Below are 25,367 nucleotides of genomic sequence, written 5' to 3' on the forward strand. Positions count from 1 at the left end.
ATGAGGCTGATTAATCGCAGTAAGCAATCACCTATTGGTCGCCGCGCTTGCGATGTGGCGCTGGCGGCTCACCACGCTAAATATGGCGATTACGGCAGGCAGAAACACCAGACAAATTACACCGTTGAGGTGGATGGCATGAAGGTTACCGTCGAAGTCGTCAACCGGGCCACCAGCTATGTCGCCACAGCAATGATCGGCGTTCGCAAACTTCGAAACCTGCCAGCACAGGCACACTGAATAACAATGACGGCCCCGGCTGGGGCCACTGGAGAACATCGATGGACGAAGAAGTATTTACCAGAGATGAGGCCGCCGCCTTCCTTAAAGTGGATAAAGGCACGATTGCCCAGTGGATAAAGTCCGGTCGCCTGGCTGCTACCCGAAAAAATCCACATAAGAAAAAAAGCCCATACCTGATCTGCAAAACAGACTGTATTGCGGCAGTGAAGAACCCGATCCACAATCAACCCGTGAATGCGGTTGATGTGCAGGAGGATAAAGCATGTCAATCAAACAACGTGCCGGTACGTGGCACTGCGACTTCGTTACGCCTGGTGGAAGTCGAATTAGACGGTCTCTTGGGACAACGGACAAAAGGCAAGCGCAGGAGCTCTATGATCAGCTGAAAGCTGAAGCATGGCGAGTTGATAAGATGGGGGAGTTTAAGCCGAGAACGTTCGATGAAGCGTGCGTTCGCTGGCTTAACGAAAAGCAGCACAAGAAAAGCCTGGACGATGACAAAAGCCGGATAGGATTCTGGAGGATGCACTTCAAAGGAATGGACCTGTCAGCAATCACGGAAGACAGGATCTTGTCTGCGGTGAGTTCGATGGTTAATCGCAAGCATCGAATGAACTGGGAGGCTAAGCGCGACAGCCTGCTGCGAAGAGGGAAGCCGGTTCCCGAATTTAAGGACAAACCAGCAGCGGCGGCCACCAAGGCGACGCACCTTGCTTTCATCCGGGCGCTGTTACGATGCGCGGCCAACGAATGGCGATGGATAGCCAAAGCGCCGAATATCAAATGCCCGGTGCCGAAAAATAAGCGTATTCGCTGGCTAACCAAAGAGGAAGCGGCGAACCTGATCCGGGAGCTTCCAGAGCATATGAAGCCAGTTGTTATTTTTGCACTGGCGACGGGGCTGCGCAGGTCGAACATCACAGATCTGGAGTGGTCGCAAATTGATATGCAGAGGAAGGTCGCGTGGATTCACCCCGAGGACGCGAAAGCAGGAAGGGCGATTGGGGTCGCCCTGAACGAATCGGCCTGTAAGGTGCTGCGGGATCAACTGGGGAAACATAACCGGTGGGTCTTTGTTCATACTGAATCATCCGTTCGCCCGGATGGAACGAGAACAAAGGCGGTGCGCAAAATGCGGTCTGATGCTAACACGGCATGGCGCGCAGCGTTAAGGCGGGCTGGAATAGAAAATTTCCGCTTCCATGACCTGCGGCACACCTGGGCGAGCTGGCTTGTACAGTCCGGCGTGCCACTCAGTGCGCTACAGGAAATGGGCGGGTGGGAAAGTATTGAGATGGTGCAGCGTTATGCACATCTGGCACCAAATCACCTGACGCAGCATGCCATGCAAATCGACTCATTCCTGGCGGGGAATGGCACAAATATGGCACAAGGCGCTTTTGCTGAACTGGTGAATATCGCGTGAACCCGCGTGGTTATTGGTGCCGATAATAGGAGTCGAACCTACGACCTTCGCATTACGAATGCGCTGCTCTACCAACTGAGCTATATCGGCCCTGCATGATGTGTTCACGAACGTGAATCACGGGGTCAAAGGTTAAAACTAACCGGGCGATGCGTCAATAGTCAGATTAATCAACCGCCTATTTTTGCATCGCCCGCCGTCAATTACGCACGAATCGTATCTTCACCAAAGCCGATCCACTTGTAGGTGGTCAGCGCTTCGAGCCCCATCGGCCCGCGAGCGTGAAGTTTCTGCGTGCTGACCGCCACTTCCGCGCCCAGGCCAAACTGGCCGCCGTCAGTGAAGCGGGTGGAGGCGTTGACGTACACCGCTGACGAGTCCACTTCATTAATAAAGCGGTTAGCGTTGCTCAACGTACGCGTCAGGATGGCATCAGAGTGCTGCGTGCCATGCTGGCGGATGTGCGCAATCGCACTGTCCATATCCGCCACCACAACCACGTTAAGATCCAGCGACAGGAACTCGTTGTCCAGCTCTTCCGCCTTCAGCGGCACCAGCTTCGCCGGGCCGTTTAACGTGCGCATCACGGTCTCGTCGCCGTGCAGCGTAACGCCGCTGGTCGCCATCTGTTTACTCAGCGCCGGAAGGAAGCGGTCGGCGATAGCCTGGTTCACCAGCAGGGTTTCAACGGTGTTACAGGTGCTCGGACGCTGGGTTTTAGCGTTGACGATAATCTTCAGCGCAGGGTCAATCTCAGCCGTGTCGTCGACATAAATATGGCACACGCCGATACCACCGGTGATCACCGGGATTGTCGACTGTTCGCGGCACAGCTTATGCAGGCCTGCGCCGCCGCGTGGGATCAGCATATCGATGTACTTGTCCATCCGCAGCATTTCACTGACCAGCGCACGATCCGGGTTATCAATCGCCTGTACCGCCGCTTCCGGCAGGCCACACTCTTTCAGCGCTAGCTGAATAACGCCGACGGTCGCGGCGTTAGTGCGGTAAGTTTCTTTACCGCCGCGCAGAATCGCTGCGTTGCCGGTTTTCAGGCACAGCGCGGCGACGTCGACGGTCACGTTCGGGCGGGCTTCATAAATGACACCAATCACACCAAGCGGCACGCGGCGACGTTCGATACGCAGGCCGCTGTCCAGCAGCCCGCCGTCAATGACCTGACCTACCGGGTCGGCCAGCGTGCACACCTGGCGCACGTCGTTGGCAATCGCACTCAGGCGTGCGGGGGTTAGCGCCAGACGGTCCAGCATAGCTTCGCTCAGGCCACTTTCGCGCGCCTGGGCCAGATCGTCTGCGTTGGCGCGCAGAATCTCATCGCTATGAGATTCCAGACAGTCTGCAATAGTTTCCAGAACCCGGTTTTTTTCACGGCTGGACAGCAGCGCCAGTTTATAAGAGGCCTGCTTTGCCGCAATGCCCATTTGTTCCAGCATGTTGAACTCCTTAACGGGTGATCATGTCGTCACGATGAACCGCGACCGGGCCGTACTCATAGCCGAGGATGGCATCAATTTCCTGCGAGTGGTGCCCGGCGATGAGGCGCAGCGCGTCGCTGTTGTAGCGGCTGACGCCGTGCGCGATGTCCCGACCTTCAAGGTTACGAATACGGATCACTTCACCACGAGAGAAGTTGCCTGTCACGTTTTTAATGCCTTTTGGAAGTAATGAACTTCCGCGTTCCAGAATGGCGGAGGTCGCGCCTTCGTCAACGGTCAGCTCTCCGGCCGGCGGTGCGCCGAAAATCCAGCGTTTACGATTTTCCAGCGGCGTGTCCTGCGCGTGGAAACGCGTGCCCACGGCCACATTCGCCATCACGTCGCCAATGACGCCCGGCAGGCTCCCTGCGGCAATAATCGTGTCGATGCCCGCGCGGCATGCTACGTCGGCGGCCTGAAGTTTGGTTCCCATACCGCCGGTACCGAGACCGGAAACGCTATCGCCTGCGATCGCCCGTAGCGCATCGTCAACGCCGTAGACGTCTTTGATCAGCTCTGCGTTCGGGTTACTCCGCGGGTCAGCGGTGAACAGCCCCTGCTGGTCGGTAAGCAACAGTAGCTTATCGGCGCCGGCCAGAATCGCGGCCAGCGCGGAGAGGTTATCGTTATCGCCCACTTTAATTTCAGCGGTTGCCACGGCATCGTTCTCGTTAATCACGGGAACGATATTGTTATCCAACAGCGCGCGCAGGGTATCCCGGGCGTTGAGGAAACGTTCACGGTCTTCCATATCGGCGCGAGTCAGCAGCATCTGGCCAACGTGGATGCCGTAAATAGAGAAGAGCTGTTCCCACAGCTGAATTAAGCGGCTCTGGCCAACGGCGGCAAGCAGCTGTTTTGAGGCGATAGTCGCGGGCAGTTCAGGGTAACCCAGATGCTCACGCCCGGCGGCAATCGCTCCTGACGTTACAATGACAATTCGATGTCCAGCCGCATGAAGCTGGGCACACTGGCGAACCAGTTCAACAATATGCGCGCGATTCAGGCGGCGCGATCCGCCCGTTAAAACACTGGTACCCAGTTTGACCACCAGCGTCTGGCTATCACTCATGATTCTCTGCCGTTAAAAAGAAGAAGTATCGATCCAAACAAACGTTGTAACAGGAGTCTGGTCACTTGCCAACAGGCAGGACAGAAAGCGGGGGTTTTATTGCGCGGGATCAGGCAGCCTAATGGGGTTTATTGACAATTTTATGACAGAAAAAATTAAACATACTTTTTTATACTTAATCGGAGATTGTCATAAATTTTTAACACGTGCGGGATAAAAACGTTCCTGTTTTTTCACAGTGGTCTTTCACAGCACTTTTTAAGTATAAAAAAACCGGGATTGAGAAATGCAAAAAACAGCACTGGCATTAACGATGATGGGTATTATTGCGTCCTCTTCAGCTATGGCCGCGGAAGTTTATAACAAAGATGGCAACAAGCTGGACGTCTATGGCAAGGTCAAAGCTATGCACTATATGAGCGATGACTCCAGCGCAGACGGTGATAAAACCTACGTGCGTTTTGGTTTTAAAGGCGAAACCAAAATTAACGATCAGCTGACCGGCTATGGTCGCTGGGAATCTGAATTTTCCGGTAATAACGATGAAAGCACATCTACCCAGAAAACGCGTCTGGCGTTTGCTGGCCTGAAATTAAAAAATTTCGGCTCGTTTGATTACGGTCGTAACCTTGGCGCACTGTACGATGTTGAAGCCTGGACCGATATGTTCCCGGAATTCGGCGGCGACTCCACCGCGAAAACCGATAACTTCATGACCAAGCGTTCCAGCGGCCTGGCAACCTACCGTAATACCGACTTCTTCGGCGTGGTTGACGGCCTGGATTTAACCCTGCAATATCAGGGTAAGAATGACCGCAGCACCTATGCTACCGCTAACGGCGACGGCTTCGGCTCCTCCCTGTCCTACGATTTCGGCGGCAGCGACTTCGCTATCAGTGCGGCATACACCAACTCTGACCGCACCAATATCCAGCAGGCTAAATCTCTCGCCAAAGGCGGCAAGAACGCAGAGTCCTGGGGCACCGGCGTAAAATATGATGCCAATAATATTTACCTGGCGATGATTTATACTGAAACCCGCAATATGACGCCAATTAAAGGCCTGGTTTCCGCGGATCAGGGTTTTGCTAATAAAGCGCAAAACTTTGAAGCCGTCGCGCAATATCAATTCGACTTCGGCCTGCGTCCTTCTCTGGGTTACGTGCAGATGAAAGGCAAAGACCTGGGCAACGGAATTGGCGATCAGGATCTGATGAAATATGTAGACGTCGGCGCGACCTACTATTTCAACAAAAATATGTCGACATTTGTTGATTATAAAATCAACCTGATTGACGAAGATGCGGTCACCAAACGTCTGGCCATTATGACCGACAACGTGATCGCCGTAGGCATGACCTACCAGTTCTAACGGTTATATGAAAAAAGGCCTCCAGAAGGAGGCCTTTTTTTATGGCTTAATATCAAGGCCAGCCGCTCGGCAGGCCTTGATATTGTTTATGCCGTACGTTTTACCGCTTCGTTGGCAAAGCCATCGGCTGGCTCCAGCGCTAAATCCAGACTCGCCAGCAGCTCGCTTGCCCGTTCGTGAAAACCGCGCAGCGTTTGCTGCAGACGCTCAACGACCTCAGGATCTTTGATCGCAACCGCCTGCCATGTCCCCTCTTTATCAAACAGGCCGAACTGGTAGCTGTAGGTAAAGCGGCGCTCTTCCGCTTCCATCTCCATCCACCAGCCCCAGAACTCACGCTTTTCCGGCGCGGGTTTCACGTTCACGCAAACGGCCAGGCAGTCGAAGAAAAAGCGGTTATCTTCGCACTGCTCTTCGCGGATATAGGGGCCAAGCGCAGTGAATTTCTTGATCAATCTACTCTTCGGGTGTCCACTCGGTAACGTCATTGCGATCTCCTTTAGTGATGCAACTGTTTTACCAAATCAATAGAATTTATCAATATATTAACAAAATCTATTATTGATCCACCCTGCAATTTCCTTCAGCGCCTTATCAAAATTACGGTACACCGGGTTAAACGGAATCGGCATCAGCTTGCCCTGCGCTGACGACGAGACGATTAAACGCGACTCCTCTTCCGGACTGAACGGATCGTTATCCCAGTAGCCAGAAAGCATCGGCGTTGGGCAGCGGCGCCCCAGCAGCCCCTGCGTTTTTAACGAGTAGCGGTTCAGCTCTACGCGCAGCGCTTCATCAGAGGCATCGTGCATGCCCAGCCGCGAGGCCAGCACGTCGAGGTACATTTCCGGTACGCGCCCCTGATGCAGCGGGTCGCTCAGCAGGCCATGAACGACGGGGCCAAGACAGGCGACGGCCTTCAGATTTTGCGCTTCCAGATAGGCCAGACGTACCGCAATGTTCGCGCCAAAGCGGAAGCCAAACGCGGCAACGCGCGTATGATCCACCCACGGCACATCGCGCAGCTGTTTAATCACCTGCTGATGCAGCAGGCTGGAATCCTGGGTGAGCTTCCATTTGGAAGAGAAACCGATCGACGGCATGTCTACCGTCAGCATAGCAATGCCGAGCGGCGCGAAATAGCGCTCATACAGGCTGTAGTAATCGGTCTGCAGGCCGTCAAGCCCGCCGCACATCAGCACCGTCGGGAACGGGCCGTCGCCTTTTGGCATATGCAGGAAGCCGGTAATCGGCGAACCGCCTGGAATGGCGAACTCCAGTTCGCGCATGGCGCCCGGCAGGCGTTTAGCCGCCTCTTCATAGGCGCGGTTGGCTAGCGCCTGCGCCTGTTCGGCGAGATCGTCGCCCTTCAGGTGTGGATAGGCAGCAATGCTGTAGAGATTGGAAGCGTGCAGCCAATGGCGACCGCTGAGCGTTTCATCCTGCTCCTGCATGGCCTTTTGCTGCCACTGCATTGCCTGCGTCGACCATTCGTAAATCCAGTTGCCGCCGCGATACCCTACCACGGTGTCGTACAACTCATCGTCGGTGCGTTCGGCCTGGCTCATGACGATACGCGCCTGCACGTCGAGGATTTCCTGCGGCGTTACGCCGCGCCAGATCCACATCAGACGGTTAATCATGCGATACCAGTGCGGGACGGTGCTGCCGCTGAGCGCCGAATGCATGCTGGAGGGACTGCCGGTATTAAACCGACGCACCAGCGTGGACGTTTCAGGGTGTTTAAAACGCGGCTTGAATAGCGTTTCGCTGAGATTAGCTTCAGGCATCACAAAACCTCCATGGATACGATCTTTTGTCCATTGTAACGCGTGGGGCTCTAAAAAAAACAACGCCCGGCATAACCGGGCGTGAGGAGCGCATTTATTGACTGAATTAACGGCCAGAGATAGGCGGTACGAACACCACGCCCATGTCCCAAGGCTGTTCAATCCAGGTGTCCTGCGGGATGTCGACCACGTAATCGTCGACCAGCGGACGACCGGCTGGTTTCGCGAAGATGGTGACGAAGTGCGCTTTTGGATACATTTCGCGAATTGCCACCGCGGTGCCGCCGGTGTCGACCAGATCGTCAATAACGATAAAGCCTTCGCCGTCGCCTTCCGCGCGTTTCAGAACCTTCAGCTCGCGCTGGTTATCGTGGTCATAGCTGGAGATGCATACGGTGTCGACATGACGAATGCCCAGTTCACGTGCCAGCAGTGCGCCCGGTACCAGACCACCGCGGCTCACGGCGATAATGCCTTTCCACTGTTCAGAAGGCATCAGGCGTGCGGCCAGTTTGCGTGCGTGAACCTGCAACATGTCCCAAGTGACGACGTATTTTTCGCTCATGTGAAGTGTCCCAGCCTGTGTTATACGGCTTAAAAAATGTTCAAGGGGGAAATAGGTTGCGCGAGATTATAGAGATCTGACGCACTAAAAACCAGTGTTAAGCGGAATCCACGGCGCTTTTTACGTGGTTTATTCTACCGGAAGAGACAGAAAGTGGTATTCTCAACCCCATCGCGCAAGCCAGGCTTGTGGTATATGTCTATGCTAACCCTTTACCTGCAAGCGACTTTTGCAGAACGCCGTAAGGAGACTCATCGTGTCTGAACTGTCTCAATTATCCCCGCAGCCGCTGTGGGATATTTTTGCCAAAATCTGTTCTATTCCGCACCCTTCTCACCATGAAGAACAGCTCGCCGCACACATCGTCGGCTGGGCGAAAGAAAAAGGGCTTCACGCAGAGCGCGACCAGGTCGGCAACATTCTGATTCGCAAAGGCGCGACGCCGGGCATGGAAAACCGTAAACCGGTTGTGCTGCAGGCTCACCTCGATATGGTGCCGCAGAAAAACAACGACACCGTGCACGACTTCGCTAAAGACCCTATCCAACCGTACATTGACGGTGAATGGGTTAAAGCACGCGGCACTACCCTGGGCGCCGACAACGGTATCGGTATGGCGTCAGCGCTTGCAGTACTGTCCGATGAATCCGTTGAGCACGGTCCGCTGGAAGTGCTGCTAACCATGACCGAAGAAACCGGTATGGACGGCGCCTTTGGCCTGCAGCCAAACTGGCTACAGGGCGATATCCTGATTAACACCGACTCAGAAGAAGAAGGTGAAATCTACATGGGCTGCGCCGGTGGTATCGACTTCACCAGCAACCTGCCGCTGACTCGCGAAGCCATTCCTGCAGGCTTCCAGACCTTCAAGCTGACGCTGAAAGGCCTGAAAGGCGGCCACTCCGGTGGTGATATTCATCTTGGTCTGGGCAACGCCAACAAACTGCTGGCCCGCTTCCTGGTCGCTCATGCGGCGGAACTGGATCTGCGTCTGGTAGACTTCACCGGCGGCACCCTGCGTAACGCGATTCCACGAGAAGCGTTTGCGGCCATCGCGGTTCCGGCAGACAAAGTCGACGCGCTGAAAGGGCTGGTAGAAACCTACCTGCACATTCTGCAAAATGAGCTGTCGGCAAAAGAGAAAAACCTGACCCTGGTACTGGAAGCGACGACCGTTGAAGGTAAAGCGCTGACAACCGCGTCTCGCGATGCCTTCACTCAGTTGCTGAACGCGACCCCGAACGGCGTGATTCGTAATTCCGACGTGGCGAAAGGCGTGGTAGAAACCTCTCTGAACGTCGGTGTGGTTTCCATGACTGAAGATACCGCAACCATTCACTGCCTGATTCGTTCCCTGCTCGACAGCGGTAAAGATTACGTAGTGAGCATGCTGGAATCACTGGGCGCGCTGGCAGGGGCTAAAACCCAGCCGAAAGGCGGCTACCCGGGCTGGCAGCCGGATGCGAATTCACCGGTCATGAAGCTGGTACGCGAAACCTATCAGCGCCTGTTCAACAAGGTGCCAAACATTCAGATCATTCACGCGGGTCTGGAATGTGGCCTGTTCAAGAAACCGTACCCGAACATGGATATGGTCTCTATTGGGCCAACCATCACCGGTCCACACTCTCCGGATGAGCAGGTTCATATCGAAAGCGTTGGCCAGTACTGGCAGCTGCTGACGGAACTGCTGAAGGCGATTCCGGCGAAGTAAGTTCTGAGCCGCTCCCGGCGGCGCTTCGCTTGGCCGGGCTACGTAGAATGTAGCCCGGCCAAGCGAAGCGCCGCCGGGAATATCACCGCCCTACCTGATTTTTTCCATCCTATAGTTCACAAACGTCTCTCCGCGCGCCTCAACCTCTTGTTCAGCCAACACCACAAACCCCAGCCGTTCAAAACACGCTTTGGCCGTGATGCTCGATTCTACCGTTAACGCTCCCGTCGGTACTCTGGCGAACAGCGCGTTCAGCAGCGCGCTGGCAACACCCTGTCGCGCATACGATGGGTCGACAAACAGCAGGTCGATATAGCGCTCAACGGCGGTGACAAAACCGACAGGCGTTTCATCAACCGTTGCCACCAGAACCAGCGAGTCAGCCATTTTTTGTCGCCAGCGCGCGTCATCCACCTGCGCCCAGGCGTTTATCTGCGCGGGCGAGTAGTGCTGGCTGGCAATTTCCCGCACCGCACGCTGGAAAATGCGGCACAGCGCGGAGAAATCATCATCACAATAGGCGCGAATTTGCATCATTAAATTCCTAACAGCAGCTGGCGCTCCAGCTGTGGATCCAGCAGCGAAACATGCAGGCCCACCAGGCGGACCCCACGCTGCGAGCGCCTTTCGTGCCAGGCTTTGTGTGCCGTCGCGATCAGATCGTCTTTATTCAGCTGCGGCCAGACATGTTCCTGCGTGGTTTGCTGGAAATCATTAAATTTTAGTTTGATACCCTGCCGGGCAATACGTAGATCGGGACGAACTTTTGCCAGCCGGCGCTCCAGCTCCGGATAAAGCCGCTCGACGATCGCCTCACACTCCGCCCATTCGTGGATGTCTTCGATCAACGTACGCTCAACGCCGATCGACTTACGCTGGCGATCGTTGTTGATCTCGCGCTCATCAATCCCCTGGCTGCGCTCCCAGAGGATCCGGCCAAATTTACCGAAACGCTTAAGCAGCACGGCAAGATCGCTGTTCTGCACGTCTTCACAGGTGCGTAGCCCCATGCTTTCCAGCTTCGCTGCGGATACTTTGCCAACGCCGGGTATTTTAGCCAGCGGCAGCGTTTTCAAAAATGCCGGAACGTCGGCAGGCGTCAGCACATACTGGCCGTTGGGTTTGTTAAGATCGGAGGCGATTTTTGCCAGAAACTTTACCGGTGCGACGCCCGCCGAAGCGGTTAATGCGAGCTCGTTAAAGATCGTTTGGCGGATCTCCTGCGCCATCAGCGTGGCCGACCCGTGGCAATGAACGCTGTCGCTGACGTCGAGATAGGCTTCATCCAGCGAGAGTGGCTCAATTAATGAGGTATAGCGGGAGAAGATTTCGCGGATATGATTGGAGGCTTCGCGGTAGGCTTCGAAACGACCCGGCAGCAGCGTGAGGTGCGGGCACAGCTTCAGTGCCATAGCGGTAGGCATGGCACTACGTACACCAAATTTACGTGCGGGATAGTTTGCAGTGCTGATAACACCGCGCTGTACCCGACTGCCGCCGATGGCGATGGGAATATCGCGCAGCGCGGGATTGTCGCGCATTTCCACCGCGGCGAAGAAGCAGTCCATATCAATATGGATAATTTTGCGCATCGTTAGCCCTCACTTACCACTGGATAAGTATACAGCATAACTTAAGCGAATGAGAAGAGCGGTCAATCGCCCGGCCTGGCCGGGCGATGAACAAACTACAGAATACGGTTCTGCTGGCGCTGGGCTTCGCGAGCCATACGTTTTTTACGTGCATCGCAGGGTTCAGGACAGTTGCAGACCTTTTCGATGCCCAGTGACGCGATCCCGCCGCAGCTGCCCTGCAGGCTTTTTCGCTTCACCAGATACCCCAGCGACATGCCGAGGATAACCAGCGCGAAAATGCAGAACGTGGCCAGGAATACCGTTAACATCATCAGCCTCCAAAGTCATCGAGCATGATATTTTCATCCTCAACACCCAGCTCTTTGAGCATTTTGATGACCGCGGCGTTCATCATCGGCGGCCCACACATGTAGAACTCACAGTCTTCCGGCGCCGGGTGGTCGCGCAGGTAGTTTTCGTACAGCACGTTATGAATGAAACCAGTGTAGCCCGTCCAGTTATCTTCCGGCTGCGCGTCGGAAAGCGCAATATGGAAGGTAAAGTTCGGGTTCTCGCGCGCCAGCTGTTCAAATTCCTCTTCATAGAACATTTCACGCAGCGAGCGCGCACCGTACCAGAAGCTGATCCGGCGGTTGCTGTGCAAACGCTTAAGCTGATCGAAGATATGCGAGCGCATCGGCGCCATCCCCGCACCGCCGCCGATAAAGACCATTTCAGCATCGGTATCTTTGGCAAAAAACTCACCAAATGGCCCGGAAATCGTCACCTTGTCGCCCGCCTTCAGCGACCAGATGTAGGAAGACATGATTCCCGGCGGCGCATCGGGGGCGGAAGGCGGCGGCGTCGCGATTCGCACGTTGAGCATAATCATGCCCTTTTCTTCCGGGTAGTTCGCCATGGAATAAGCGCGCAGCGTTGGCTCTTTCACGTCGGAAACATAGCGGAACAAGTTGTATTTATCCCAGTCCGCGCGGTATTCCTCGGGCACGTCAAAGTCGGCGTAAGCAACCTTATGCGGCGGGCATTCAATCTGAATGTAGCCCCCGGCGCGGAACGGCACGCTTTCCCCTGCAGGGATAGCCAGCTTCAGTTCTTTGATAAAGGTGGCTTTGTTATCGTTAGAGATAACTTCGCATTCCCACTTCTTCACGCCAAACACTTCTTCAGGCAGCTCGATTTTCATATCCTGGCGCACGGCGACCTGGCAGGCCAGACGGCAGCCTTCTTTCGCCTCGCGCTTGGTAATATGTGACAGTTCGGTCGGCAGAATATCACCGCCGCCCTCTTTCACCGTTACCCGGCACTGCCCGCATGAGCCCCCGCCGCCGCAGGCGGAGGAGATAAAAATACCGTTGCTGGACAGCGTATTAAGCAGCTTGTCACCCGCCGGGGTTTTAATCTGTTTGTCCGCTTCATTGTTGATTTCGATAACCACATCGCCGGAATTAACCAGCTTCGATTTCGCCAACAAAATCAGCAACGACAGTACCAGCACGATCAGCGTAAACATCACTACGCCAAGTATAATTTCCATGATTAACGGCCCTTATAGCTGCACACCGGAGAATGACATAAAGCCTAACGCCATCAGCCCGGTGGTGATAAAGGTGATCCCTAAGCCGCGCAGTCCCGCAGGCACGTTTGAATACTTCATCTTTTCACGAATTCCCGCCAGAGCAACAATCGCCAGCATCCAGCCAATGCCCGAGCCGAAGCCGTAAACAATGGACTCACCGAAGTTGTAATCACGCTGCACCATGAAGGAAACCCCGCCGAAGATGGCGCAGTTTACGGCGATCAGCGGTAGGAAGATGCCCAGTGCGGTGTACAGCGAAGGGAAGTATTTATCGAGGATCATCTCGAGAATCTGCACCAACGCGGCAATCACTCCGATGAAGGTGATGAAGTTGAGGAAGCTAAGATCCACGCCATCAACCAGCGCGCCGTCGCGCAGCACCAGGTTGTACACCAGGTTGTTGATCGGTACGGCAAGGCCCAGAACCACCGTTACCGCTACGCCAAGACCAAAAGCCGTGGAGACTTTCTTTGAAACCGCCAGGAATGTACACATTCCAAGGAAGAAGGCCAGCGCCATGTTTTCAACGAACACGGCGCGAACAAACAGACTAATGTAGTGAGCCACGATCGGTTACTCCTTTTCCTGCTGTTCCGGCTTCCAGCTACGCAGCGCCCAGATCAGCAGACCGATAATGAAAAACGCGCTCGGCGCGAGCAGGAACAGGCCGTTAGGCTGGTACCAGCCGCCGTTCTGTACCGTTTCCAGCACCGTGACGCCAAACAGCTTGCCGCTGCCGATCAGTTCACGCAGGAAGCCAACAATCAGCAGAATGGCGCCGTAACCCAGACCGTTGCCGATACCGTCCATAAAGCTCGCCAGCGGCGGAGACTTCATGGCATACGCTTCCGCGCGCCCCATCACAATACAGTTCGTGATGATCAGCCCGACGAAGACCGACAGCTGTTTTGACGTTTCATAGGCAAACGCGCGCAGCAGCTGATCGACCACGATAACCAGCGAAGCGATGATCGCCATCTGCACGATGATGCGCACGCTGTTCGGAATATGATGACGAATCATCGAGATAAACATGCTGGAAAACGCCGTCACCAGCGTGACCGCAATTGTCATCACGAAGGCCGTTTCCAGCTTGGTCGTCACCGCCAGCGCAGAACAGACGCCGAGGACCTGTAGCGCGATGGGGTTATTGGCAATGAGCGGCCCAATCAGCAGGCGTTTCATCTCTTTCATTTCACCCTGTTCAGCCATGGTTCAGCCCTCCTTCTCGCACCTGTTTCAGGAATGGGCCAAAGCCCAGTTCGCCCATCCAGAAATCAAAGCTATGCTGGACGCCTTTGGCAGTCAGCGTTGCGCCGGATAAGCCATCCACCGCGTACAGGTCCCCCTGCGGCGCAGCGCCCTTCATCACTCTTAACGCAGGATGACCTTCGTCGTTAACGACGCGCTTACCCACAAACTGTGCACGCCAGTTCGGGTTTTCAATTTCACCGCCCAGGCCCGGGGTTTCCCCCTGGTCATAATAGGTGATGCCTTTGATGGTGCGCCCGTCGGTATCCAGTGCCACAAAAGCGTACATCATTGACCACAGGCCGTTACCGTAAACCGGTAAGACGATCTCCTGAATCTGCTGTTTTTCGTCTTTAATGAGGTAAATTTCCACCACATTGCTGCGGCGACGAATACCGGCAGGGTCTTCGCTGGACGCCAGCGCAATGCTTTGCTGGGGATCTTTCAGGGCCTGGCTCTGGTTAAACTTTGCCGGATCGGCATCAAGCATCGCACCGCTTTTCAGGTCTACCAGCCGTGGCGTAACGCGGCTGGCATACACTTCAGCCACCTCGTCAGCCGTCATCTTATCGTGCATCAGCCCGGCCACCGCCAGGATATTGCGCTGTTTATCCAGCGCGCGCTGCTCCTGCTGGAGCGGCTTCAGGCCAACGGCTGAGCCGGCCACCACAATAGAGCAGACCAGACAAAGCACCAGCACCACCAGCAGCGTTTTGCCGATGCTATCGTTACTTTTATTCTCAGCCACGCGACTTCCTCCGCTTAATATTGGCCCGCACCACCAGGTAATCGAACAGCGGTGCAAAGAGGTTGGCGAACAGAATCGCCAGCATCATCCCTTCCGGATAGGCCGGGTTAACCACGCGAATCAGCACGCACATTGCGCCAATCAATGCGCCGTAGCACCATTTCCCTTTATCAGTAAACGACGCGGAGACCGGGTCGGTAGCCATAAACATCATGCCGAAGGCGAAGCCGCCCAGCACCAGATGCCAGTACCACGGCATGGCGAACATTGGGTTGGTGTCAGAGCCAACCAGGTTAAACAGCGTCGCACAGGCAATCATGCCAACCATCACCCCGGCGACGATGCGCCAGGAAGCTACGCGACCAAAAATAATCAGCGCACCACCGAGCAGGATCATCAGCGTCGATACTTCGCCAATTGAACCCGGGATGTTGCCGATAAAGGCGTCCATCCAGCTTACCGGCTGACCGGTGACGACGTTGACCAGCGCTTCTCCACCGTGGCTTGCCCACTGGGAAAGCGGCGTTGCGCCGGAGAATCCGTCGGCAGCGGTCCAGACGAGATCGCCGGAGATTTGTGCCGGATAGGCAAAGAACAGGAACGCGCGCCCGGCCAGCGCCGGGTTAAGGAAGTTGCGTCCGGTACCGCCAAAGATCTCTTTGGCTATCACCACCCCAAAGGAGATGCCGAGCGCCGCCTGCCATAGCGGCATCGTCGGCGGAACAATCAGCGCAAACAAAATAGAGGTGACGAAAAAACCTTCGTTCACTTCATGCTTACGCACAATCGCAAACAGCACTTCCCAGAAACCGCCTACCAGGAATACCGTGGCGTAAATAGGAAGAAAGAACACCGCACCCAGCGTCATCATGCTGAGCCAGCCGGCGTCCGCCGCGAAGCTGACGCCCAGCGCCTGCACCACGCTGTAGTGCCAGTTACCGGCGATGACCTGCTGCAGCTGTTCCGCGCCGTACAGTTTGTGCAGCGCCGGGATCGTTTGCAGCCCAACGTTGTACATCCCCCAGAACATCGCCGGGAAGACGGCGAACCACACGAGGATCATCATGCGCTTCAGGTCGATGGCGTCACGGACGTGCGCCGCACCTTTGGTGACGTGGCCCGGCGTGTAGAGCAACGTCGCCGTTGCTTCATACAGTGGGTAGTATTTTTCCAGCTTGCCGCCCTGCGTGAAGTGCGGCTCAACTTTTTCCAGCAGCTGTTTTAAGCCCATCACTTAGCCTTCCTGCTCAATTTGCGTTAATACGTGGCGCAACACCGGCCCGTATTCGTATTTCCCCGGACAAACGTAGGTACACAGCGCCAGGTCTTCTTCATCAAGCTCGAGACAGCCTAGCGCCTGCGCGCTGTCGGTATCGCCCGCCAGCAGATCACGCAGCAGCATGGTCGGCAGGATGTCCAGCGGCATCACGCGCTCATAGTTGCCAATCGGGACCATCGCGCGTTCGCCGCCGTGGGTGTCCGTAGAGAGGTTAAACAATTTCTTCTTCAGGAAATGACCGAGCGTGGTGCGGGTGATTGAATACTTGTCACGCCCCGGCGCAACCCAGCCGAGCAGCTCTTTTTCACGCCCTTCTTTCAGGACGCTGACCTGCAGATGGAAGCGGCCAAGGAACGCCTGAGGGCCTGTGGCCCGTGAGCCGTTGAGTACGGAGCCGGACAACACGCGATTTTCGCCCTCGTGCAGTTCGCCCTCCACCAGCGCATCGAGATCGGCGCCAAGGCAGGTGCGCAGCAGACGTGGCTGTTTCACCTGCGGGCCACCGAGCGCGATAATGCGCTCCGTCCACAGTACGCCTTCGAGGAACAGTTTGCCGTAGGCAATCACGTCCTGATAGTTCAGGTGCCACACCTGTTTGTTCAGGCTTACCGGCTCAAGGAAGTGTATGTGCGTGCCAACCAGCCCCGCCGGATGCGGGCCGGTGAACTGATTGAAGGTCACCTGCCCCTGCGGGTGGCCGCCCAGCTTGCCGCCGCTGCTCTGGCAAACGTGCACTTTGCCGTCGGTAAGACGCGTCAGCACGGTCAGGCCCGCGTTAAAGGCTTCACGCTGGGCGAGGATAATCGGCTGAGGGTCTGCGGCCAGCGGGTTGGTGTCCATGGCGGTGACGAATATCGCCGCCGGCGCCGTCCCCGGAGCGGGGGTTTTGCTGAACGGGCGCGTGCGCATTGCGGTCCACATGCCGGATTCGATCAGCTGCGCGGCAACCACCTCACGCGGGAGAGTTGCCAGGTCGTCGGCGGAATAGGCGGTAAAGTTCAACGAGGCATCACCGTCGATATCGATGACGACCGACTGCAGCACGCGCCGCTCGCCGCGATGAATAGCACTGACCGTGCCGCTGGCCGGGGCGGTAAAGCGTACGCCGGGAATCTTTTTGTCTTCAAAGAGCAGCTGCCCTTTGACAACGCGATCCCCCTCTTTTACCGCCATTGAAGGGCGCAACCCGACATATTCTTCGCCTTTGACCGCCACGCGATTCACGGTAACGTCATCAATACGTTGCCGATCGGGCAGGCCAGCTATAGGCAGATCGAGACCTTTGGTTATTTTAATCATACTGTTCGCAGGTATCCGTTAACGACGACGTCAACTCAGCGCTGAGGCCAGCGTTTTGGTTAACGAGACAAAAGAAAGGAGGTGTGCCTGAAAGCTCTTCGCAATCCATGACCAGGCATGACGAGAAACTGAAGCATCCTTTCTTACACTGTTTAGAGAATTACTATCTGAATCATCCGTCAGGCATTCATTTGCCTATTTTTCACCGAATGATTACGTAACGAAAGTTTACCATTTTCTCTTTCCCTGATGCAGCAGTTCTGCATTTCAACCTGCCAAATTGCGAGCTGATACGCAAACTTCTGTGGATTAGGATAAAGATAGCTAGCGAATCATCAGCTTATCCTACACTCTTCGTACGAGGCCCCGTCCATCGGACCGGTAGCACAACGCACCGGCCTACCGCGGGAATGCAACACGAAATTGTAAACGCCGAATGCCCTACTTGCGAAAAAATGCGGTGGTGCTAAGGTGAGCGCACAAAAAACAGATTTGTCTGCTTTTTTCTCCCTGTTGCCTCTCCTGGCGTGTAGTTATTTTTTATCAAGGAACAAGTAGTATGCGCAAAATCGCATTATTTATTGCGATGCTTTTAATGCCGTGCGTTTCGTTTGCTGGGTTAATGAGCAGCAGCAGCCCGACGACGCCTGTTAGCAAAGAATATAAGCAGCAATTGATGGGCTCCCCGGTGTATATCCAGATTTTCAAGGAAGAGCGTACGCTTGACCTCTTCGTGAAAATGGGCGAAACCTACCAACTCCTTGATAGCTACAAAATCTGTAATTACTCCGGCGGCTTAGGGCCAAAGCAGCGCCAGGGCGATTTCAAAAGCCCGGAAGGGTTTTATTCCGTACAGCGTAGCCAGCTGAAGCCGGATAGCCGCTTCTATAAAGCAATTAACATCGGCTTCCCGAACGCCTATGACCGTGCGCACGGCTATGAAGGGAAATATCTGATGATTCACGGTGCCTGTGTGTCGATTGGCTGCTATGCCATGACCGACTCAGGTATTGATGAGATCTTCCAGTTTGTCACCGGCGCGCTGGTGTTTGGCCAGCAGAGCGTGCAGGTCAGCATCTATCCGTTCAGAATGAACGATGCCAACATGCAGCGCCACAAATACTCTTACTACCATGACTTCTGGCAGCAGCTAAAGCCGGGCTACGACTACTTCCAGCAGACGCACAAACCGCCTGTCGTCTCGGTCATTGACGGCCGCTACGTAGTGAGCAAGCCGCTGAGCCACGAAGTGGTGCAGCCGCAGCTGGCATCAAACTACGCGCTCCCCGAGGCAAAATAAGCGCCACTCACCTGGCATAATCTTGTGCCAGGTTTCATTCCCCGTCAGCGGCTGGGTGGCAATCACGGTCACCACATCGTTGGCGGTTGTCTCCCGCTGAAAATCAATTTCCACGTCCTGATCCAGCAGCTTCGCCACGCCAAACGGCGCACGACGGGTGATCCAATACAGGTTAGTGGAGCAGAACGCCATCACATAACGCCCGTCTGATAGCAGCATGTTAAACACGCCCTTCTCGCGCAGCTCATCGGCAAGCGAAGCAATATATTTAAATACCGCCTGCATATTGCCCGGAGTACGAGGATAGCGCTGAGTCAGCTTGTGCAGCAGCCAGCAGAACGCTTTTTCGCTGTCGGTTTCGCCAACCGGACGGAAGTGCCCCGTCTCCAGCGATTTATAGCCAGAAAGCTGCCCGTTGTGCGCGTAGGTCCAGTTGCGCCCCCACAGCTCGCGGGTGAACGGGTGTGTGTTTTCCAGCGCCACCATACCGCGATTGGCCTGGCGGATATGGGCGATCACCGAACAGGATTTGATCGGATAGTCCTGCACTAGTTTAGCAATCGGTGACTGATAGCTGGGCTGCGGGTCTTTAAAGGTGCGACAGCCTTTACCTTCATAGAAGGTAATACCCCAGCCGTCTTTATGCGGCCCGGTCCCTCCACCGCGCTGAACCAGCCCGGTAAAACTGAAGCAAATATCGGTCGGCACATTGGCGCTCATCCCGAGCAGTTCGCACATAGTACACCCCCAGCGAAATCGGGGCCGATGGCCCCGTCGTACTTAGCCTTTAACCATCTCTTTTTCGATCAGCATGATCAGGATATGAATCACTTTAATGTGAATTTCCTGCACGCGATCGGCGTAGCCAAAGTGCGGAACGCGAATCTCGATATCCGCGGAACCGGCCATTTTGCCGCCGTCTTTACCGGTCAGGGTGATCACTTTCATTCCCTGCGCGCGCGCCGCTTCAATGGCTTTAATCACGTTCGCAGAGTTGCCCGAGGTAGAGATACCCAGCAGCACGTCACCCGCGCGGCCGACAGACTCGACGTAACGAGAGAAAACATATTCATAACCGAAATCGTTACTCACGCAGGAGAGATGACTGACGTCGGAGATCGCAATCGCCGGGTAGCCAGGACGGTTTTCACGATAGCGGCCGGTCAGCTCTTCAGCGAAGTGCATCGCGTCGCAGTGGGAGCCACCGTTACCGCAGGAAAGCACTTTACCACCGGCTTTAAAGCTGTCTGCCAGCAGGACTGCTGCGCGCTGAATAGCATGGATATTGGCATCATCTTTTAGAAAGTTTGCCAGCGTATCGGCCGCTTCATTCAGTTCGTTACGAATAAGATCCTGGTACATGAGGATAATCCTTCAGCATTAATAAAATTGTCGTCCGTAGTGTACCGGATAGCGCCAGTACAGAGAAGCAAGGGCCCATTTATTCACCGAATGTTTGAATTTTTGGTGCGCTAAAAAGCATCAACAATGTGAACTGAGTTGTAATTATCTTGTAAACATATTGCTAATTAAAATCACATCAACTACAACCATATCATCACAAGTGGTCAGACCTCCTACAAGACAGGGGCATTTCTCTATGATGATTTTGAGTATTGTTTTAACCATTGCTTTACTCGGTGCACTCTTCTATCACCGTGTCAGTTTAACGCTCGGTAGCCTGATTTTACTGGCCTGGACTGCTGCACTGGGTGCGTCAGGTCTGTGGAATTTATGGCTGCTGGTGCCGCTGGCCATTATCCTCGTGCCGTTCAACTTTACGCCAATGCGTAAAGCGCTGATCTCCGCGCCGGTCTTCCGCATGTTCAGCAAGGTGATGCCGCCTATGTCGCGCACCGAAAAAGAAGCGATCGACGCAGGCACAACCTGGTGGGAAGGCGATCTGTTCCGCGGCAACCCGGACTGGAAAAAACTGCACAACTATCCGCGTCCGCAGCTGACCGCCGAAGAACAAGCCTTTATCGACGGCCCGGTGGAAGAAGCCTGTCGGATGGCGAACGATTTCCAGATCACCCATGAAATGGCGGATCTGCCGCCGGAGTTGTGGGCGTATCTGAAAGAGCATCGTTTCTTCGCGATGATCATTAAGAAAGAGTACGGCGGACTGGAGTTCTCAGCCTATGCTCAGGCGCGCGTCCTGCAGAAGCTGTCCGGCGTTTCCGGCATTCTGGCCATCACCGTGGGCGTACCTAACTCCTTAGGCCCGGGCGAACTGCTGCAGCACTACGGCACCGAAGACCAGAAAAATCACTATCTGCCGCGTCTGGCGCGTGGTCTGGAAATCCCTTGCTTCGCGCTGACCAGCCCGGAGGCTGGCTCTGACGCAGGCGCGATTCCAGACACCGGCGTGGTCTGCATGGGCGACTGGCAGGGCGAGCAGGTACTGGGCATGCGCCTGACCTGGAACAAACGCTACATTACGCTCGCGCCTATTGCCACCGTGCTGGGCCTGGCCTTTAAGCTGTCTGACCCGGATAAACTGCTGGGCGGCGCGGAAGATTTAGGTATTACCTGTGCGCTGATCCCAACCAACACCCCGGGCGTTGAAATTGGCCGTCGCCACTTCCCACTGAACGTGCCGTTCCAGAACGGTCCGACACGCGGTCAGGATATTTTCGTGCCGATCGACTACATCATCGGCGGGCCAAAAATGGCCGGTCAGGGCTGGCGTATGCTGGTTGAATGTCTCTCCGTTGGCCGCGGTATCACCCTGCCATCGAACTCCACCGGCGGCGTGAAGTCCGTCGCGTTGGCCACCGGAGCCTACGCGCACATTCGCCGTCAGTTCAAAGTGTCCATCGGTAAAATGGAAGGGATTGAAGAGCCGCTGGCGCGTATCGCGGGCAACGCCTACGTGATGGACGCCGCTGCGACCCTGATTACCTACGGCATTATGCTCGGTGAAAAACCGGCGGTGCTGTCGGCTATCGTTAAATACCACTGTACTCACCGCGGCCAGCAGTCGATCGTTGACGCGATGGATATCGCCGGCGGTAAAGGTATCATGCTGGGCGAAGGCAACTTCCTGGCGCGTGCTTACCAGGGCGCACCCATTGCTATCACCGTGGAAGGGGCAAATATCCTGACCCGCAGCATGATGATCTTCGGCCAGGGCGCTATTCGCTGCCATCCGTACGTACTGGAAGAGATGGCTGCGGCACAGAATAAAGACGTCAACGCGTTCGACAAACTGCTGTTCAAACACATCGGCCACGTCGGCAGCAACAAGGTCCGCAGCTTCTGGCTGGGTATCACTCGCGGCTTAACCAGCGCGACGCCAACCCGCGATGCGACTAAGCGTTACTATCAGCACCTGAACCGTCTGAGCGCCAACCTTGCGCTGCTGTCCGATGTTTCGATGGCGGTACTGGGCGGGAGCCTGAAACGTCGTGAGCGTATCTCCGCACGTCTGGGGGATGTTTTAAGCCAGCTGTATCTGGCCTCGGCGGTGCTGAAGCGCTATGACGATGAAGGCCGTAATGAAGCCGATTTACCGCTGGTTCATTGGGGCGTTCAGGATGCCTTGCATCAAGCCGAGCAGGCGATTGACGATCTGCTGAAAAACTTCCCTAACCGTTTTGTTGCAGGCGCTTTGCGCGTGGCGATCTTCCCGACCGGCCGTCATTACGATGCACCGTCCGATAAGCTCGACCATAGCGTGGCGAAGATCCTGCAAACGCCGAGTGCCACCCGTTCCCGTATCGGCCGCGGTCAGTACCTGACGCCGAGCGAGCATAACCCGGTTGGCCTGCTGGAAGAGGCGTTAGTTGATGTGATGGCGGCGGATCCAATCCACCAGCGGATCTGCAAAGAAATTGGCAAAAATCTGCCGTTTACCCGCCTGGATGAACTGGCGCGTAACGCACTGGCGAAGGGGCTTATCGATCAGACCGAAGCCGCCATTCTGACGAAAGCTGAAGCGAGCCGTCTGCGCAGCATTAACGTGGATGACTTTGCACCGGAAGAATTGGCGACCAAGCCGGTAAAGCTGCCGGACAACGTGCGCAAGGTTGAAGCCGCGTAGCATCAATCCTCCCTGAGGGCATTTGCAGTAACAACGAAAACGGAGCCCATCGGCTCCGTTTTTTATTGGCTTTGCGCCGTTTTCTATTCAGCGTTTGCTACTTGTAATTAAACGCATCGGGGTGGTTTTCCAGGCTCCCGCTTAGCGCAGCAAATAGCACCGTTTTACCATCAATTGACAACGCGTCGCTCACGTTCAGCCAGGTAAGCTTCTCCTGGGTGGTTTTTTCATTCACCGTAGAGAAGACGCCTGACATTTGCTGCGATTTTTCTGACCACAGTACCGCCACGCGCTCCGAGCCGCAGTCATGCGGTTTACAGGCGCTCAGCACTTGCCAGGACTCGTTGCCCAACGTCACCGTTTTAGCTGGCGAAAATGTCCCGCCGTTGCTGACCCACGCGGGCAGCTTATGCCCTTTGACCATTTGATTAAACGCGGCTTTGCTGGTTTCGCCTTTCGCCAGGCTGCTGATAGTCACATCGCCCTGCGCCATCGCGCTGGATGCGCCAACCAATAGCGCTATCGTGGTAATGACTTTTAACATTATTCCTCCCGAGCCTATCCTGCTCTTAGTTTTCATCTTGTTAAGCGTGAGCGGCTACGCGTAAAAAGCAAATCAGTCATTTCTGATATGCGATTTATTAGCAAAATATTCCGTAGCGCGGCAACGACCTGATAAGGTGTTAAAGTTAAAAAAGAGCCCATACGACAGGAGCCAATCGCCGTGCCAGGTTTAAAGATAACCCTTTTGCAACAACCGCTAGTATGGATGGACGGCCCGGCGAACCTGCGCCATTTTGGCCGGCTGATGGAAGAGATTGTCGGGCGAGACGTGATTGTACTACCAGAGATGTTCACTACCGGTTTCGCAATGGAAGCCGCGAAGCAGTCAATGGTGGAAACCGACGTTATTGCCTGGATGCGACAGCAGGCGCAGCGTACCAACGCCCTCATTGCCGGTAGCGCTGCATTGCAAACATCTCGCGGCGCGGTTAACCGTTTTCTGCTCGTTGAGCCGGAAGGCCGGGTGCACGCCTACGACAAGCGACATCTGTTCCGCATGGCCGAGGAACATCACCACTATCTTGCCGGCGACCAGCGCATCGTGCTGACATGGCGCGGCTGGCGCATTTTGCCGCTCGTCTGCTATGACCTGCGCTTCCCGGTATGGTCGCGAAACCGCAACGACTACGATCTGGCGCTGTACGTCGCCAACTGGCCTGCCCCGCGCTCACACCACTGGCAATCGCTGCTGATGGCCCGAGCGATCGAGAATCAGGCCTACGTCGCGGGCTGTAACCGCGTGGGTACCGATGGCAACAGCCATCACTACCGCGGCGACAGCCGAATCATCACCCCACAGGGCGAAATCCTCGCGGCTGCCGAAGCGCATCAGGCCACCCGTATTGACGGCGAGCTCTCGATGACGCTGCTGCAGGAGTACCGCGAGAAATTTCCTGCCTGGCAGGATGCCGATCCGTTTGCGCTAGGCTGAAAGTCACAACGCGCCTCTCCGCACGGAGGGGCGAATGGTAAGATACGTCTATTTCGACGTCAGAAACGACGAAAGCCCGAATCATTGCTGATTCGGGCTTTCTGAATAGTGGCGGAACGGACGGGACTCGAACCCGCGACCCCCTGCGTGACAGGCAGGTATTCTAACCGACTGAACTACCGCTCCGCTGTGTTCCCTTGGGAACGAGGCGAATATTACGGATTCCCTGGGAAACCGTCAACGCTTTTTCTCTACTTTTGAATCGTTTGCTGCAAAAATCGCCCAACCGGCTATTTTCACAGCAAAAATGGCCTGTTTATGACCGCCAGAGGCAGCTTCCGCCTTTTTTCTGCACCAGGTCGAGGCGCGATTCGTGATTCACCAGCTCTTCGTCCGTGGCATAAACCACACGCAGCTTGCTTGCGGCACGCACAATGCGCTGGATGCCGGTATCACCCGCCTGCTGCTGCCCCTCACCTTCCATCGCAAATTTAATGGAGGTTTGTCCGCCGGTCATCGTCAGATAAACATCGGCCAGAATCTGGGCATCGAGTAATGCGCCGTGCAGCGTACGCTTAGTATTATCTATTTCATAGCGCGAGCATAACGCATCAAGGCTGTTACGCTTACCGGGGAACATTTTCCTCGCCAGCGCCAGGCTATCGGTCACCTTACAGAAAGTATCGGTCTTTGGAATACCACGATTAAGCTTACTAAACTCGTAGTCCATAAAGCCGATATCGAACGATGCGTTATGAATGACCAGCTCCGCGCCGCGGATGTAGTCAAGAAACTCATCGGCCACGTCGGCAAAAGTGGGTTTATCCAGCAAGAACTCGTCGGCAATACCGTGAACGCCAAAGGCTTCAGGATCCACCAGCCGGTCCGGCTTGAGGTAAACGTGGAAGTTGTTGCCGGTCAAACGACGGTTGATCACTTCGACGGCACCGATCTCGATGATCTTGTGGCCTTCATAGTGGGCGCCGATCTGGTTCATACCGGTGGTTTCGGTATCCAGAACGATCTGTCGCGTAATTGCAGTGCTCATATCAGTCATTTATGTCAGACTTGCCGTTTTACTTTCGATTGCAGATACAGGAA

Annotated in this window: 26 protein-coding genes and 2 tRNA genes; 8 read left to right on the plus strand and 20 right to left on the minus strand. The window is 55.3% G+C overall.

The genetic code is table 11. The features are described 5' to 3' along the window. The 3 genes from H7R58_RS19020 to H7R58_RS19030 are packed head-to-tail and all read left to right on the plus strand — an operon-like array spanning position 1 to position 1,669. The gene (locus tag H7R58_RS19020) at positions 1-240 is read left to right on the plus strand and encodes a DUF4060 family protein (protein WP_063922850.1); all 240 of its coding nucleotides are present in this window, start codon (positions 1-3) and stop codon (positions 238-240) included. A 41-nt stretch (positions 241-281) separates the two neighbouring features. Then, a complete protein-coding gene (locus tag H7R58_RS19025) occupies positions 282-629 on the plus strand; it encodes a helix-turn-helix domain-containing protein (RefSeq protein ID WP_072011928.1) in 348 nt (115 codons plus the stop codon). Continuing rightward, positions 512-1,669 carry a site-specific integrase gene (locus tag H7R58_RS19030; protein ID WP_227658530.1) on the plus strand — a complete coding sequence of 386 codons (1,158 nt, stop codon included), beginning with the start codon at positions 512-514 and terminating at the stop codon, positions 1,667-1,669. Before H7R58_RS19025 ends, H7R58_RS19030 begins: the two co-directional genes overlap by 118 nt. 14 nt (positions 1,670-1,683) lie before the next feature. Here H7R58_RS19030 and H7R58_RS19035 read toward each other — a convergent pair. From H7R58_RS19035 to proB, 3 genes are all read right to left on the minus strand, one after another. Beyond that, positions 1,684-1,759 (minus strand) — tRNA-Thr (locus H7R58_RS19035). A 113-nt stretch (positions 1,760-1,872) separates the two neighbouring features. After that, a complete protein-coding gene (proA, locus tag H7R58_RS19040) occupies positions 1,873-3,123 on the minus strand; it encodes a glutamate-5-semialdehyde dehydrogenase (protein ID WP_182934501.1) in 1,251 nt (416 codons plus the stop codon). A 10-nt stretch (positions 3,124-3,133) separates the two neighbouring features. Continuing rightward, complete coding sequence (gene proB, locus H7R58_RS19045; RefSeq protein ID WP_106930353.1) at positions 3,134-4,237, minus strand: glutamate 5-kinase; 1,104 nt, start codon at positions 4,235-4,237, stop codon at positions 3,134-3,136. Positions 4,238-4,523: 286 nt separating this feature from the next. On the opposite strand from proB, the gene phoE reads away from it, so the two are divergent. Beyond that, positions 4,524-5,609, plus strand: coding sequence for a phosphoporin PhoE (phoE, locus tag H7R58_RS19050; protein ID WP_182929417.1), 1,086 nt, complete (start codon positions 4,524-4,526; stop codon positions 5,607-5,609). Positions 5,610-5,695: 86 nt separating this feature from the next. Here the strand turns inward: phoE and crl are convergent, their stop codons facing one another. The 3 genes from crl to gpt all read right to left on the minus strand — a co-directional run bounded on the left by crl (position 5,696) and on the right by gpt (position 7,964). Then, positions 5,696-6,097, minus strand: a complete 402-nt coding sequence (gene crl, locus H7R58_RS19055; protein ID WP_106930357.1) for a sigma factor-binding protein Crl — start codon at positions 6,095-6,097, stop codon at positions 5,696-5,698. A gap of 57 nt (positions 6,098-6,154) precedes the next feature. Further along, the gene (gene frsA, locus H7R58_RS19060; RefSeq protein WP_106930360.1) at positions 6,155-7,399 is read right to left on the minus strand and encodes an esterase FrsA; all 1,245 of its coding nucleotides are present in this window, start codon (positions 7,397-7,399) and stop codon (positions 6,155-6,157) included. A gap of 106 nt (positions 7,400-7,505) precedes the next feature. Beyond that, entirely contained in the window at positions 7,506-7,964 is a 459-nt protein-coding gene (gene gpt / locus H7R58_RS19065; protein ID WP_106930362.1) for a xanthine phosphoribosyltransferase, read from the minus strand. A gap of 256 nt (positions 7,965-8,220) precedes the next feature. Between gpt and pepD the strand changes: the two genes are divergently transcribed. Further along, positions 8,221-9,678, plus strand: coding sequence for a cytosol nonspecific dipeptidase (pepD, locus tag H7R58_RS19070; RefSeq protein ID WP_106930364.1), 1,458 nt, complete (start codon positions 8,221-8,223; stop codon positions 9,676-9,678). 90 nt (positions 9,679-9,768) lie between these two features. On the opposite strand, the gene H7R58_RS19075 is transcribed toward pepD, so the two are convergent. The 9 genes from H7R58_RS19075 to H7R58_RS19115 form a co-directional block, all read right to left on the minus strand. Then, positions 9,769-10,212, minus strand: a complete 444-nt coding sequence (locus H7R58_RS19075) for a GNAT family N-acetyltransferase (RefSeq protein WP_223878969.1) — start codon at positions 10,210-10,212, stop codon at positions 9,769-9,771. Positions 10,213-10,214: 2 nt separating this feature from the next. Next, entirely contained in the window at positions 10,215-11,270 is a 1,056-nt protein-coding gene (dinB, locus tag H7R58_RS19080; protein ID WP_182929418.1) for a DNA polymerase IV, read from the minus strand. Between the two features lie 95 nt (positions 11,271-11,365). Continuing rightward, positions 11,366-11,581: a (Na+)-NQR maturation NqrM gene (gene nqrM / locus H7R58_RS19085; RefSeq protein WP_181358053.1), complete on the minus strand. Its 216-nt coding sequence runs from the start codon at positions 11,579-11,581 to the stop codon at positions 11,366-11,368. Positions 11,582-11,583: 2 nt separating this feature from the next. Continuing rightward, the gene (gene nqrF / locus H7R58_RS19090) at positions 11,584-12,807 is read right to left on the minus strand and encodes an NADH:ubiquinone reductase (Na(+)-transporting) subunit F (RefSeq protein WP_106930371.1); all 1,224 of its coding nucleotides are present in this window, start codon (positions 12,805-12,807) and stop codon (positions 11,584-11,586) included. A gap of 12 nt (positions 12,808-12,819) precedes the next feature. Beyond that, positions 12,820-13,416 carry an NADH:ubiquinone reductase (Na(+)-transporting) subunit E gene (gene nqrE, locus H7R58_RS19095; protein ID WP_106930373.1) on the minus strand — a complete coding sequence of 199 codons (597 nt, stop codon included), beginning with the start codon at positions 13,414-13,416 and terminating at the stop codon, positions 12,820-12,822. A gap of 6 nt (positions 13,417-13,422) precedes the next feature. After that, positions 13,423-14,061 (minus strand): NADH:ubiquinone reductase (Na(+)-transporting) subunit D, encoded by a 639-nt coding sequence (locus tag H7R58_RS19100; protein WP_182929419.1) that lies wholly within the window; start codon positions 14,059-14,061, stop codon positions 13,423-13,425. Continuing rightward, on the minus strand, positions 14,054-14,848 hold the full coding sequence (locus H7R58_RS19105; protein WP_106930377.1) for a Na(+)-translocating NADH-quinone reductase subunit C: 795 nt from the start codon (positions 14,846-14,848) through the stop codon (positions 14,054-14,056). The genes H7R58_RS19100 and H7R58_RS19105 overlap by 8 nt, the downstream gene beginning before the upstream one ends. Beyond that, entirely contained in the window at positions 14,841-16,079 is a 1,239-nt protein-coding gene (locus H7R58_RS19110) for an NADH:ubiquinone reductase (Na(+)-transporting) subunit B (RefSeq protein ID WP_182934815.1), read from the minus strand. The genes H7R58_RS19105 and H7R58_RS19110 overlap by 8 nt, the downstream gene beginning before the upstream one ends. A 3-nt stretch (positions 16,080-16,082) precedes the next feature. Beyond that, positions 16,083-17,426 carry a Na(+)-translocating NADH-quinone reductase subunit A gene (locus tag H7R58_RS19115; protein WP_182929420.1) on the minus strand — a complete coding sequence of 448 codons (1,344 nt, stop codon included), beginning with the start codon at positions 17,424-17,426 and terminating at the stop codon, positions 16,083-16,085. A gap of 559 nt (positions 17,427-17,985) precedes the next feature. Between H7R58_RS19115 and dpaA the strand changes: the two genes are divergently transcribed. Then, the gene (dpaA, locus tag H7R58_RS19120; protein WP_106930381.1) at positions 17,986-18,726 is read left to right on the plus strand and encodes a peptidoglycan meso-diaminopimelic acid protein amidase; all 741 of its coding nucleotides are present in this window, start codon (positions 17,986-17,988) and stop codon (positions 18,724-18,726) included. On the opposite strand, the gene H7R58_RS19125 is transcribed toward dpaA, so the two are convergent. Then, positions 18,697-19,464 carry a class II glutamine amidotransferase gene (locus H7R58_RS19125; RefSeq protein WP_106930383.1) on the minus strand — a complete coding sequence of 256 codons (768 nt, stop codon included), beginning with the start codon at positions 19,462-19,464 and terminating at the stop codon, positions 18,697-18,699. The genes dpaA and H7R58_RS19125 overlap by 30 nt on opposite strands. A 42-nt stretch (positions 19,465-19,506) precedes the next feature. Continuing rightward, a complete protein-coding gene (gene lpcA / locus H7R58_RS19130) occupies positions 19,507-20,088 on the minus strand; it encodes a D-sedoheptulose 7-phosphate isomerase (protein ID WP_106930385.1) in 582 nt (193 codons plus the stop codon). Positions 20,089-20,326: 238 nt separating this feature from the next. On the opposite strand from lpcA, the gene fadE reads away from it, so the two are divergent. Further along, complete coding sequence (fadE, locus tag H7R58_RS19135; protein ID WP_106930387.1) at positions 20,327-22,771, plus strand: acyl-CoA dehydrogenase FadE; 2,445 nt, start codon at positions 20,327-20,329, stop codon at positions 22,769-22,771. Positions 22,772-22,868: 97 nt separating this feature from the next. Here the strand turns inward: fadE and ivy are convergent, their stop codons facing one another. Then, on the minus strand, positions 22,869-23,315 hold the full coding sequence (gene ivy, locus H7R58_RS19140; protein ID WP_106930389.1) for an Ivy family C-type lysozyme inhibitor: 447 nt from the start codon (positions 23,313-23,315) through the stop codon (positions 22,869-22,871). A gap of 180 nt (positions 23,316-23,495) precedes the next feature. Here ivy and H7R58_RS19145 point away from each other — a divergent pair, with 180 nt between their 5' ends. Continuing rightward, positions 23,496-24,266: an amidohydrolase gene (locus H7R58_RS19145; RefSeq protein WP_106930391.1), complete on the plus strand. Its 771-nt coding sequence runs from the start codon at positions 23,496-23,498 to the stop codon at positions 24,264-24,266. A 109-nt stretch (positions 24,267-24,375) separates the two neighbouring features. Here the strand turns inward: H7R58_RS19145 and H7R58_RS19150 are convergent. Together H7R58_RS19150 and dnaQ are read right to left on the minus strand one after the other, a co-directional pair. Beyond that, positions 24,376-24,452: transfer RNA gene (locus H7R58_RS19150), tRNA-Asp, on the minus strand. A 130-nt stretch (positions 24,453-24,582) separates the two neighbouring features. Next, positions 24,583-25,314, minus strand: a complete 732-nt coding sequence (gene dnaQ, locus H7R58_RS19155) for a DNA polymerase III subunit epsilon (protein ID WP_146145740.1) — start codon at positions 25,312-25,314, stop codon at positions 24,583-24,585. Positions 25,315-25,367: the final 53 nt, after the last annotated feature.

The organism is Klebsiella sp. WP4-W18-ESBL-05, from assembly GCF_014169075.1.
GTDB classification, from domain to species: domain Bacteria; phylum Pseudomonadota; class Gammaproteobacteria; order Enterobacterales; family Enterobacteriaceae; genus Kluyvera; species Kluyvera ascorbata_B.